The organism is Brevirhabdus sp., assembly GCF_052826345.1.
In genome coordinates this window covers 1-11388 of the sequence record NZ_JBRBUA010000104.1, presented here as the reverse complement: position 1 = coordinate 11388, position 11388 = coordinate 1, and the positions used below count along the sequence as shown (strand labels likewise).

Below are 11388 nucleotides of genomic sequence, written 5' to 3'. Positions count from 1 at the left end.
TGTTCGCCTGGTCGATCTTCGTGACCGCATGGCTGATCCTGCTGGCGCTGCCGGTTCTGGCCGGTGCCATCACCATGCTGCTGACCGACCGCAACTTCGGCACGACCTTCTTCGATCCGGCCGGTGGCGGTGACCCGATCCTCTACCAGCATATCCTGTGGTTCTTCGGTCACCCCGAGGTCTATATCGTGATCGTGCCCGCCTTCGGCATCATCAGCCACGTGATCTCGACCTTCTCGCGCAAGCCGGTCTTCGGCTACCTGCCGATGGTCTACGCGATGGTCGCCATCGGCGCGCTGGGCTTCGTCGTCTGGGCGCACCACATGTACACGGTGGGCATGTCGCTGACGCAGCAGAGCTATTTCATGCTGGCCACGATGGTCATCGCGGTGCCCATGGGCGTCAAGATCTTCAGCTGGATCGCGACGATGTGGGGCGGCTCGGTGAGCTTCGAGACGCCGATGCTCTGGGCGTTCGGCTTCCTGTTCCTGTTCACCGTGGGCGGCGTCACCGGCATCGTGCTCAGCCAGGCGGGCATCGACCGGGTCTATCACGACACCTATTACGTCGTGGCGCACTTCCACTACGTGATGAGCCTGGGCGCGGTGTTCGGCATCTTCGCGGGGATCTACTACTGGCTCGGCAAGATGTCGGGCCGTCAGTACCCGGAATGGGCCGGCAAGCTGCACTTCTGGGTGTTCTTCATCGGCACGAACATCACCTTCTTCCCGCAGCACTTCCTGGGCCGTCAGGGCATGCCGCGCCGCTACATCGACTATCCCGAGGCATTCGCCTTCTGGAACAAGATCTCGTCGATCGGTGCGTTCATCTCCTTCGCGTCCTTCCTGTTCTTCATCGGCGTGATCTTCTACACGCTGCGTGCAGGCAAGAAGATCGCCGAGCCCGCCTATTGGGGCGACACCCAGACACTGGAATGGACCCTGCCCAACCCGCCGCCGGAGCACACGTTCGAGACGCTTCCGACGCAGGACATGTGGGACAAGCAGCCCGGCCACTAAGGACCCGTCCATGCCTGTCAAACGGCTCGATAGATACCAAGACAAGGCTCCGGTTGATTCCGGGGCCTTTTCTTCTGCCTGCCCGGAACCCGCCTGCCCCGCGCCCGGCGCCCCGTCCCCCTCCGCCGTCTACTGCGTCGTCCTGTGGCCGAACCGTTCGCTGACGCGGCGCGGCTTCGCGGGGTTTCTGGCTGCGACGTCGGTGATGATCGCGCTGCCGCTGTTTTCGGTGCTGGGCACGAATGTGCTTTGGGCGCTGCTGCCGTTTCTGATGCTGGCCGTCGCGGGCGTCTGGTACGCGATCGAGCGCAACTACGACGACGGGCGGCTTACCGAAACGCTGAGCCTCTCTCGGGATGCCATCACGCTGGTGCGCCACAATCCGCGCGGGAAGGTGCAGGAATGGTCGGCGAACCCCTATTGGACAAAGCTCCGCCTGCACGAGAAACAGGGCCCCGTGCTAAATTATCTGACGCTGGAAGGGCACGGCAGAACGGTCGAGCTGGGGGCATTTCTCAGCCCCGAGGAACGATCCGCCCTGCATGAGGAGCTATCGCGCCAGTTGGCGCGGCTCGATTACAATGGTTGAGCCTGCCCGAGCGGCGGGCCAATTCGATGCGGGCCGGTTCGGTTCGGGCCAGTTCGGTTCGGGCCAGTTCGGTTCGGGGCGGATCAGCCGAGCCGGTTCTTGACCATCGGACCGACGGAACCGAAATCCATGCGTCCGGCGTATTTCGCCTTCAGCTCCCCCATGACCTTGCCCATGTCGCGGACCGAGTTTGCCTGAGTGTCGGCGATCGCCGCTCCGATCGCGTCCTCGACCTCCTCGGGGGTAAGCTGCCGGGGCAGGAATTCCTCTATCACCCCGATTTCGCTGCGCTCACGCTCGGCCAGATCGACACGGCCGCCTTCTTCGTAGGAGCGTGCGCTTTCCTGGCGCTGCTTGACCATCTTCGCCAGAATGGCCAGCACCTCATCGTCGTCGACGCCGTCCTGCTGCCCCTCGCTGCGGCGCGCGATGTCGCGATCCTTGATCGCGGCGTTGATCAGCCGCAGGGTCGAAAGCCGCTCCGCGTCCTTGTTTTTCATCGCCGTTTTCAAGGCGTCCGAAATGCGCGTGCGCATGTCCATAGGGCGTTCCTGTCTGCCAATCCGTAACGAACGCAGACCTTACCGCGATGGCCCGAAGCGGGCAACATTGTATTTGACGCCTAAGCAATTGATAGGCTTAACTATTTGATTTGCCGCCCTGTCTTGACCATGGGGACGCCAAGCCATAGGTTCCCGTGAATTTGAGCGTCGGAGTCGCCCCATGATCGCCAAAAACCCCAATATCGCGAATGAAAAGCCCACCGCCTGCCTTGCTCTGGCCGATGGCACGATCTTCTACGGCAAGGGCTTCGGCGCGCCGGGTATCACCACGGCGGAGCTGTGCTTCAACACGGCGATGACCGGCTATCAGGAAATCATGACCGATCCGTCCTATGCGGGTCAGGTCGTGACCTTCACCTTTCCGCATATCGGCAACGTCGGTGTAAACCCCGAGGATGACGAAACCGCTGATCCCGTGGCCGAGGGCATGGTCGTCAAATGGGACCCGACCGAGCCGTCGAACTGGCGCGCCGCCGAGACGCTGACCGCCTGGCTGGCGCGGCGCGGGCGCATCGGCATCGGTGGCGTCGACACGCGGCGTCTGACACGCGCGATCCGCCAGCAGGGCGCGCCGCATGTCGCCCTGGCCCACGATCCCGACGGCAATTTCGACATTCAGGCGCTGATCGCCGCCGCGCGCGGTTTTGCGGGGCTGGTCGGCCGCGACCTGGCCAAACAGGTGACCTGCGCGCAATCCTATCGCTGGGATCAGAAACGCTGGGCCTGGCCCCAGGGCTATGAGGCCCGCACCGCCCCCGGTTACCGCGTCGTGGCCGTCGATTACGGCGCCAAGCGCAATATCCTGCGCAGCCTGGTCTCGGCGGGGTGCGATGTGACCGTGCTGCCCGCCACCGCCACGGCCGAGGATATCCTGGCGCTCGACCCGCAGGGGGTGTTCCTGTCGAACGGTCCGGGCGATCCGGCCGCCACCGGCGCCTATGCCGTGCCCGCCATCCAGGGCGTTCTCGAACGCGCCGATATCCCGGTGTTCGGCATTTGCCTGGGCCACCAGATGCTGGCGCTGGCGCTGGGGGCGCAGACGGTCAAGATGAACCACGGCCATCATGGCGCGAACCACCCGGTCAAGGATCTGGAAACCGGCAAGGTCGAGATCACGTCGATGAACCACGGCTTCACCGTCGACGCCCAATCCCTGCCCGAAGGGGTGACGGAAACCCATGTCTCGCTGTTCGACGGGTCGAACTGCGGCATCCGTCTGGCCGACCGCCCGGTCTTCGGCGTGCAATACCACCCCGAAGCGAGCCCCGGTCCGCAGGACAGCCAATATCTGTTCGAGCGTTTCGCCGAGGCGATGCGGACCGGCCGCACCACCGTTTCCGCCTGAGCGCCCGGCCCCGTCGGGACCAAGGCAAAAGTCGGCAACCGCCCCTGCGGGGCGGCGCATCTTCGCATTTAAATTAATTCCGTCTTAACCAGACTCGGCCACGCTGTTTGCGTTCGGAGGATGGAATTGGCGATGCATGCAGCGACGATCAGACAGCACAGGCCCCTGCCACCCGCGGGCGCCCCCGCCGATGCCGAAGCTCTGTGCGCGGCGCTGCACGATTGCGGTGCGCTGTCGGCGTCCGATCGGGCAAACGCCCTGGCACAGCACCGCGACCGCAGCGGTGGCATCACCGATATTCTGATCAAGCACGGGTTCGCGCAGGAAGGTGCCGTGCTCGCCGCATGGGCCGAATGTCTCAAGACCCGCCCGATGAGCGCGGAGGAGCTTTCGGATTTCGCGCTCGACACGGATCTTCTGCTGCGAATCGGCGCCGATTTCTGCCTGCGCCACCGGCTACTGCCGCTGCGGCGCGTGGCGGGCGTGGTGCGGATCGCCAGCGCCGATCCGGAAAACGCCCAGGCGCAACGCGATGCGCTGGAACGCCAGCTGGGTGAAATCGGCCTGTTGCCCTGCCCCGCCGCCGCGATCGAAGCGCGCATCCTGTCGCTGTCGCGGCGCAGGATGGCGGAGCGCGCGGAAACCTGCGTGCGCACCGATGAAAGCTGTCGCACCCTTTCCGCATCCGACAACAGCCGCCTGTTTTCGCTCGGCGGCGCGGGCATCCTGCTGGCCGTCACGATGGCGCCGTCGGTCATTTTCGCGGCCGTGTTCCTGATGGCGGCGGCGGTGCTGATCGTCAACACCCTGCTGAAGCTGACCACCGGCGCCTTCGCCCTGCGCGAGCTGCTGCAAAGGGCGCGCCGCCACCTGCGGGCTCGTCTGCACGCGCGCCGACACGCCCACCCTCCCGGTCCCCGGCGCGCCGCCGACCTGCCGGAGCTGACCGCCCTGCCCGTGCAGCAGCCCACCCGCCCCGCGCCCCCCGTGCGCCCCGTCGTCAGCCTGCTGGTCGCCCTCTACCACGAGGACGACATCGCCGCCGACCTGTTGCGCCGGCTGGGGCGGCTGCGCTATCCGCGCGCGATGCTCGATATCTGCCTGATCGTCGAAGAGGAGGATGCGGGCACGCGCGCGATGCTTCAGGCGCAGAAGCTGCCCGCCCACATGCGTCTGATCGTGGTGCCGCGCGGCACGGTGCGCACCAAGCCGCGCGCGCTGAATTTCGCGTTGCCCATGTGCCGGGGCCAGATCGTCGGCGTCTATGACGCCGAAGATGCGCCCGAACCCGCCCAGATCGACAAGATCGTCGACGGCTTCGCCCGGGCCGGTCCCGACGTGGGCTGCATCCAGGGAATTCTCGATTTCTACAACCCCGAGGAAAACTGGCTGTCGCGCTGTTTCGCCATCGAATACGCCATGTGGTTCAGGGTGGTGCTGCCGGGGCTGTCGCGCATGGGAATGCCGGTGCCGCTGGGCGGCACGACCGTGTTCTTCCGCCGCGACGTGCTGGAGGATCTGGGCGGCTGGGACGCGCATAACGTGACCGAGGACGCCGATCTGGGTATCCGGTTGGCGCGCCACGGCTACCGCACGGCGCTGGTCGATACCGTCACGCTCGAGGAAGCGAACTGTCGGCTATGGCCCTGGGTCCGGCAGCGTTCCCGTTGGATCAAGGGATATGCGATGACCTACCGGGTGCATATGCGCAGGCCGCGGCTGCTGCTGGCGCAGCTTGGCCCTGTCGGGTTTCTGGGCTTTCAGGCGCTGTTTCTGGGCTCGCTTCTGGGATTCCTGCTGGCCCCTGTGCTGCTGTCGTTCTGGGTTGCGGGTTTCGGCGCGGCGCATCCGGTCAGCGAGGTGTTCCCCGCGCAATCGCTCTGGATCTTCCTGATACTGTTCCTGTTGGCGGAGGTCGTGTCGCTGGGCCTGGCGCTGCTGGCATTGCAGCGGCGCGGCATGAACAGGCTGGGCTATTGGGCGCTGACGCTCCACGTCTATTTCCCGATCGCCACCGTCGCCGCCTTCAAGGCCTTGTACGAGCTGATCGTAGCGCCCTTCTACTGGGACAAGACCGCCCACCGCGCCGCGCCCACCCCGCCCGCGCGGGGGGCGCCGTGACCGGGTTTTTCAGGTGATCTCGCCCGCGTCGGAGCGCAGCCGCGCCTCATAGGCCACCGAGATATGCTCGCGCAGCGCCGAATAGGCCGCATCCCCGTCGCCCGCGCGCAACGCGTCGACAATGCGCTGGTGCTCCTCCATCGCGCGCGTCCCGCGCCCCTTGATCGCCAGCGATGTCGTCGCCATCAACGCCATCGAGCGATAGACCAGGTCGAGCTGCTGCACCAGAAACCTGTTGTGAGAGGCCAGATGTATCTGCCGGTGGAACCGGCGGTTGGCGCGCGCCAGCGCGGCGGGCTGATCCAGCAGCTTGCGGTCTTCCTCGACGAAGGTTTGCAGCACGCGCACCTCTTCCTCGGTCGCATGTCGGGCCGCCAGCCGCGCGGCCAGGCCCTCCAGCTCGCAGCGGACGGCGTAGAGCTCGGCCAGCTGGTTGTGGTCCAATGAGGCAACGATCAGGCTGCGCCCGTCGCGCACCAGCAGGGATTGCGTTTCCAGCCGTTGCAGCGCCTCGCGGATCGGGGTGCGCGATACGCCGAACCGCTCGGCCAGCTCGCTTTCGACGAGGCGGTTGCCGGGCCTGTAGACCCCGACATCAATGGCATTGAGGATCAGCGAATAGGCGTCCTGCTGAACGGTCTTTTCCTCCGGCCCGTCTGTCATCTCGTCCTGTCCCCTTGCAGCCGCCCACTGTCCCGCGGGCGCTGCGACCATTGCGGATCGCCTGTCCCCGTGCAAGGCCGTTGATCCCGTCCGCGCCGGGCGATAGCGTCGCGCCCATGCCAAAGCAGCACTTCTCTCATGTCGATGCCTGGGTCTTCGATCTGGACAACACGCTCTACCCGCCCTCGGTGCGGCTGTTCGATCAGATCGAGCGGCGGATGGTCGATTGGGTGATGAGAACGCTGAAGGTCGACCGGCCCGAAGCCGATCGCCTGCGCAAACATTACTGGACCAGATACGGCACCACCCTGGCCGGTCTGATGCGCGAACACGATATGGACCCGCTGCCCTATCTGGTCGACGTGCACGATATTTCCTTCCACGAGCTGGAGCCCGATCGCCTGCTGGCACAGCGTATTCGCGCGCTTCCGGGGCGGCGCATCGTCTATACCAACGGATCGGTCCCCTATGCGATGCGCGTTCTGGGCGCGCGTGGGCTGGACGGGCTGTTCGACGCGGTCTACGGGGTCGAAAGCGCGAATTTCCGGCCCAAGCCCGAGGAGGCCGCCTTTCGCCATGTCTTTGCCGCCGACGGGCTGACCGCGGCCCGCGCCGCGATGTTCGAGGATGACGCGCGCAACCTCATGGCGCCGCACGGGCTGGGAATGCGCACCGTCCATGTGGCCCCCGAGGCGCTTGCAGCGCCGCATATCCATCATCACACCCCGGATCTGAGCGACTTTCTGTCGCGGCTGGTCTGAGCGGCAGACCGTCCGCAGTCGATTTCGGCGCGCGGCGATCTAGCTGTGAGCAAAGGAGAGCGCCCGAGTGAACAGTACGATACACGACCACGACATCATCATCTCGGGCGGCGGCGTGGCCGGCCTGATCGCGGCCGCGGCCTTCGGCGGCGCCGGGTTCCGTGTGCTTTGCGTCGATCCCGCGCCGCCGGTGACGGGCCGCGATGCGGAAGGAGCGGATCTGCGCACCACGGCCTTCCTGCAACCCGCGCGCGACGTCCTGACCGAGGCGGGGGTCTGGGACCGGCTGGCCGGGCACGCGACGCCGCTGCGGGTGATGCGGATCATCGATGCGGGCGGCACGGATGGCGCAGCCCGCGCGCGCTGCGATTTCGTCGCGGGCGAGGTTTCGCCCCTGCCCTTCGGGTGGAACCTGCCGAACTGGCTGCTGCGGCGCGAGCTGGTCGCGCATCTGGCGGCGCTCGATTCGGTGACCTTCCGTCCGGGCGTCGGCACGACCACCGTATTGACGCGCCAGGCCGAAGTGCGTGTGGGCTTTTCGGACGGATCGCGCGCGCGGGCGCGCCTGCTGATCGGGGCGGACGGGCGCAATTCGCCGGTGCGCGAGGCCCTGGGCATCGGCCAGCGCACCCGCCGGTTCGGGCAAAAAGCGCTGGCCTTCGCCGTGACCCATGCGCAGCCGCACGACGGCATTTCCACCGAGATCCATCGCACGGGCGGCCCGTTCACGCTGGTTCCCCTGCCCGATCTGGGGGGCAGGCCGTCTTCGGCGGTGATCTGGATGGAGCGCGGCCCAGAGGCCCTGCGCCTTGCCGCATTGGACGAAGCCGCCTTCAACGCGGCGATGACCGATCGGTCCTGCGGTATCATGGGCGATCTGCGACTGGTCGGCGCGCGCAGCCTGTGGCCCATCGTCAGCCAGATCGCCGATCGTTTCAGCGCCGAGCGCTGCGCGCTGATCGCCGAGGCCGCGCATGTCGTCCCCCCCATCGGCGCGCAGGGTCTGAACATGAGCATCGCCGACATCGCGCTGCTGCTGGATCTGGCGCGCGCCAACCCTGCCGATCCCGGCCGCCGCGACCTGCTGGATCGCTACCACCTGCGCCGCCGCGCGGCCGTGCTGGCGCGCGTGAGCGGGATCGAGGCGCTCAATCGCGCCTCCATGGCGGGAACCCCGCTGTTGCAGGATGCGCGGCTGCTGGGCCTGACGGCGATCCACGGGCTGGCGCCCGTGCGTCGCGGTCTGATGCGGCTGGGCACCGGCAGCGGCACGGCGCGTCCCGCCAAGGCAGCGGGCTGACGGCGGGTCAAAAGCCGGGCCAGAAGCCGGGCCAGAAGCCGAATTCGCGTCTGTCGTGGGCGCCGGTCAGGCCACGACCCGGTCCAGCACCTTTTTCAACCGATCCTGCGCGCCCTCGACGTCATAAAGCTTGTCGAGCCCGAAAAGCCCCAGGCGGAAGGTGCGGAAATCTGCGGGCTCGTCGCATTGCAGCGGCACGCCCGCGGCGATCTGCATGCCCTCGGCCGCGAATTTCCGGCCGTTCTGGATTTCGGGATCGTCGGTGTAGCTGACCACGACGCCGGGCGCGCCGAAGCCTTCGGCGGCGACCGACCGGATGCCTTTTCCGGCCAGATAGCGCCGCACCCCGTTGCCCAGCGCCCATTGCGCCTCGCACAGGCGCTGAAACCCGTAATCGCGGGTTTCCAGCATCGTGTCGCGGAACCCGATCAGCGCGTCGGTCGGCAGCGTGGCATGATAGGCGTGGCCGCCGTCCTCATAGGCCTGCATGATCGCGCGCCATTTCTTCAGATCGAGCGCGAAGCTGCTGGAGGCCGTATCCGCCATGCGGTCCAGCGCGCGCTGGCTCAACATCACCAGCCCCGCCGAAGGCGAGGCGGACCAGCCCTTTTGCGGGGCGGAGATCAGCACATCGACGCCGGTTTCGCGCATGTCGACCCAGACACAGCCCGAGGCGATGCCATCGAGCACCATGAGCGCACCCACCTCATGCGCGGCCTCGGCCATCGCGGCGATGTAGTCGTCGGGCAGGATCAGACCCGCCGCGGTTTCGACATGCGGGGCGAAGACGACATCGGGGCGCGCCTCGCGGATCCTGGAGGTGACCTCCTCTATCGGCATCGGCGCGAAGCTCGCGCGGCTGTCGTTGCCGGTCTGGCGCGCCATCAGAACGGTGGTGTCGCGCGCGATGCCGGCCGCGTCGAAGATCTGCGACCAGCGGAAGGAAAACCACCCGTTGCGCAGGATCAGCGCATGGGCGTCGCCGCCGAACTGCCGCGCGACGGCTTCCATCGCGCAGGTGCCGCCACCGGGGACCAGCGCCACGGCATCGGCGGCGTAGACCTCCTTGAGCATGTCGGAAATGTCGCGCATCGCCTGCTGGAAGCGGCGCGACATGTGATTGAGCGAGCGGTCGGTGAAGACGACGGAATATTCCAGCAACCCCTCGGGGTCGACGGTGTCGAGCAGTGCGTTCATTGCGGCCTCCTGTAGATTTGCCCCTTGGATAGGGGGGCTGCGCGCGGAGGGAAAGGTTTATTCCCCCGCTTCACGCCGCTTCACCCCGCTTCACCCCGCGCGCCCGCGCGATCCCCGCGCGCCACACCCCGCCGCGCCCCGCGGACGCCTTCGGCGAGAGTATTTCGGCCAAGAAGAAGCGCTATTCCCCCAGGGGTCCCGGCAGGCGCTCCTCGGACAGCAGCACGTTGGCCTCGACCTCTCCGACGCCGGGCAAGGTCATCAGGCGGCGGCGCAGCAGGCGCTCGAAATCGGGCAGATCGCGGGCGACGACGCGCAGGCGGTAATCATAGCGGCCCAGCACGTGCTGGACGGTCTGCACCTCGGGGATGGCGCTGACGGCGCGCTCGAAATCGTCGAGGCTGACGCGGCCGCGGGTGGCCAGCTTGATCCCCAGAAAGACCGTCACGCCGAAGCCCAGCTTTTCGGCGTCGAGGATCAGGCGGCGCCCGGTGATGATGCCCGCCTCCTCCAGCCGCCGGATGCGGCGCCATGCCGCCGGCTGGCTGAGCCCCAGCCTGCGGCCCAGCGCGCCGGTCGATTGCGTGGCGTCGCGCGCCAGCGCGCGCAGCAGGCTGCGGTCGATCGCATCCAGATCGACGGGCGCGCTCATAGCGGCAGCGCCCGGTCGGATTTGACCGTCGAGACCAGCATCAGCGCCTCGATTTCCGCGATATGGGGCAGTTGCAGGATGTGGCGGCGGTAGATCTCCTGGTAGTGCGGCATGTCGCGCGCGCGCACGGTCATGCGCAGGTCGACCCGGCCCAGAAAGGTCTGGATCGCATGGACATCGGGCAGATCGCGCGCGGCGGCCAGGAATGCGTCGAAGGCGTTGCGCTGCGTCTTGTCGAGCGTCAGCCGCAGCGAAACCTCCACCCCGTAGCCCAGCGCCGCCCAGTCGATCACCGCCTCGATCCCCTTGATGACGCCCGCGCTTTGCAAACGGTCCAGCCTGCGCCAGCAGGTCGCGGGCGTCACCCCGGCGCGTTCGGCAAGCTGGGCTGTCGTCAGCTCCGGCTCCGCCTGGAAATGGCGCAAAATGCGCCGGTCGGTATCGTCGAGCATCATTGATCCGCAATTCATCCATCTGGCGTATGGAATTTTCACCTGTACCCGGTTCAGACGCAAGATCGAATGCGTTATAGCGGGGACATCGTTAGGCTGCGGCCCGGACATCCAGTGCAAAAGGAACATCAAGATGCGCGTTTATTACGATCGCGACTGCGACATCAATCTGATCAAGGACAAGAAGGTCGCCATTCTGGGCTATGGCAGCCAGGGCCATGCCCATGCGCTGAACCTGCGCGACTCGGGCGCCAAGAACCTTGTCGTCGCGCTGCGCGAGGGATCGCCCAGCCGCAAGAAGGCCGAGGGCGAGGGCCTGAAGGTCATGGGCATCGAAGAGGCCGCCAAATGGTGCGACCTGATGATGTTCACCATGCCCGACGAGCTGCAGGCCGAGACCTACCGCAAATACGTGCATGACAACCTGCGCGAAGGTGCCGCCATCGCCTTCGCCCACGGCCTGAACGTGCATTTCGGCCTGATCGAGCCCAAGCCCGGCGTCGATGTGATCATGATGGCCCCCAAGGGCCCCGGCCACACCGTGCGCGGCGAATACACCAAGGGCGGCGGCGTGCCCTGCCTGGTGGCTGTGCACAACGACGCCTCGGGCAAGGCGATGGAGCTGGGCCTCAGCTATTGCTCGGCCATCGGCGGCGGGCGCTCGGGCATCATCGAGACGAATTTCCGCCAGGAATGCGAAACCGACCTGTTCGGCGAACAGGCGGT

12 protein-coding genes are annotated in these 11388 nt (G+C 66.8%); 7 read left to right on the top strand and 5 right to left on the bottom strand.

The features are described 5' to 3' along the window. Together ACU0BR_RS12550 and ACU0BR_RS12545 are read left to right on the top strand one after the other, a co-directional pair. The coding region (locus ACU0BR_RS12550; protein WP_446157170.1) for a cbb3-type cytochrome c oxidase subunit I at positions 1 to 1019 on the top strand (1019 nt) is incomplete at its 5' end. Positions 1020 to 1029: 10 nt separating this feature from the next. Continuing rightward, positions 1030 to 1608, top strand: coding sequence for a DUF2244 domain-containing protein (locus tag ACU0BR_RS12545; RefSeq protein WP_446157169.1), 579 nt, complete (start codon positions 1030 to 1032; stop codon positions 1606 to 1608). 83 nt (positions 1609 to 1691) lie between these two features. On the opposite strand, the gene ACU0BR_RS12540 is transcribed toward ACU0BR_RS12545, so the two are convergent. Beyond that, positions 1692 to 2150: a GatB/YqeY domain-containing protein gene (locus ACU0BR_RS12540; protein ID WP_446157168.1), complete on the bottom strand. Its 459-nt coding sequence runs from the start codon at positions 2148 to 2150 to the stop codon at positions 1692 to 1694. A 181-nt stretch (positions 2151 to 2331) separates the two neighbouring features. On the opposite strand from ACU0BR_RS12540, the gene carA reads away from it, so the two are divergent. Together carA and ACU0BR_RS12530 are read left to right on the top strand one after the other, a co-directional pair. Next, positions 2332 to 3516 (top strand): glutamine-hydrolyzing carbamoyl-phosphate synthase small subunit, encoded by a 1185-nt coding sequence (carA, locus tag ACU0BR_RS12535; RefSeq protein ID WP_446157167.1) that lies wholly within the window; start codon positions 2332 to 2334, stop codon positions 3514 to 3516. Positions 3517 to 3648: 132 nt separating this feature from the next. Next, positions 3649 to 5637 (top strand): glycosyltransferase, encoded by a 1989-nt coding sequence (locus tag ACU0BR_RS12530; protein ID WP_446157166.1) that lies wholly within the window; start codon positions 3649 to 3651, stop codon positions 5635 to 5637. A gap of 9 nt (positions 5638 to 5646) precedes the next feature. Here ACU0BR_RS12530 and ACU0BR_RS12525 read toward each other — a convergent pair whose 3' ends face one another. Next, complete coding sequence (locus ACU0BR_RS12525) at positions 5647 to 6300, bottom strand: GntR family transcriptional regulator (RefSeq protein WP_446157165.1); 654 nt, start codon at positions 6298 to 6300, stop codon at positions 5647 to 5649. Positions 6301 to 6416: 116 nt separating this feature from the next. Here ACU0BR_RS12525 and ACU0BR_RS12520 point away from each other — a divergent pair, with 116 nt between their 5' ends. Both ACU0BR_RS12520 and ACU0BR_RS12515 read left to right on the top strand, forming a co-directional pair. Next, entirely contained in the window at positions 6417 to 7061 is a 645-nt protein-coding gene (locus tag ACU0BR_RS12520; RefSeq protein ID WP_446157164.1) for a pyrimidine 5'-nucleotidase, read from the top strand. Between the two features lie 67 nt (positions 7062 to 7128). Next, positions 7129 to 8361, top strand: coding sequence for a UbiH/UbiF family hydroxylase (locus tag ACU0BR_RS12515; RefSeq protein ID WP_446157163.1), 1233 nt, complete (start codon positions 7129 to 7131; stop codon positions 8359 to 8361). A 66-nt stretch (positions 8362 to 8427) separates the two neighbouring features. On the opposite strand, the gene ACU0BR_RS12510 is transcribed toward ACU0BR_RS12515, so the two are convergent. The 3 genes from ACU0BR_RS12510 to ACU0BR_RS12500 form a co-directional block, all read right to left on the bottom strand. After that, a complete protein-coding gene (locus ACU0BR_RS12510) occupies positions 8428 to 9558 on the bottom strand; it encodes an aminotransferase class V-fold PLP-dependent enzyme (RefSeq protein ID WP_446157162.1) in 1131 nt (376 codons plus the stop codon). Positions 9559 to 9739: 181 nt separating this feature from the next. Continuing rightward, complete coding sequence (locus tag ACU0BR_RS12505; RefSeq protein ID WP_446157161.1) at positions 9740 to 10210, bottom strand: Lrp/AsnC family transcriptional regulator; 471 nt, start codon at positions 10208 to 10210, stop codon at positions 9740 to 9742. After that, on the bottom strand, positions 10207 to 10662 hold the full coding sequence (locus ACU0BR_RS12500; RefSeq protein WP_446157160.1) for an Lrp/AsnC family transcriptional regulator: 456 nt from the start codon (positions 10660 to 10662) through the stop codon (positions 10207 to 10209). Before ACU0BR_RS12500 ends, ACU0BR_RS12505 begins: the two co-directional genes overlap by 4 nt. 133 nt (positions 10663 to 10795) lie before the next feature. On the opposite strand from ACU0BR_RS12500, the gene ilvC reads away from it, so the two are divergent. After that, positions 10796 to 11388 (top strand): ketol-acid reductoisomerase (gene ilvC, locus ACU0BR_RS12495; protein WP_446157159.1); only part of this gene is annotated, 593 nt, incomplete at its 3' end.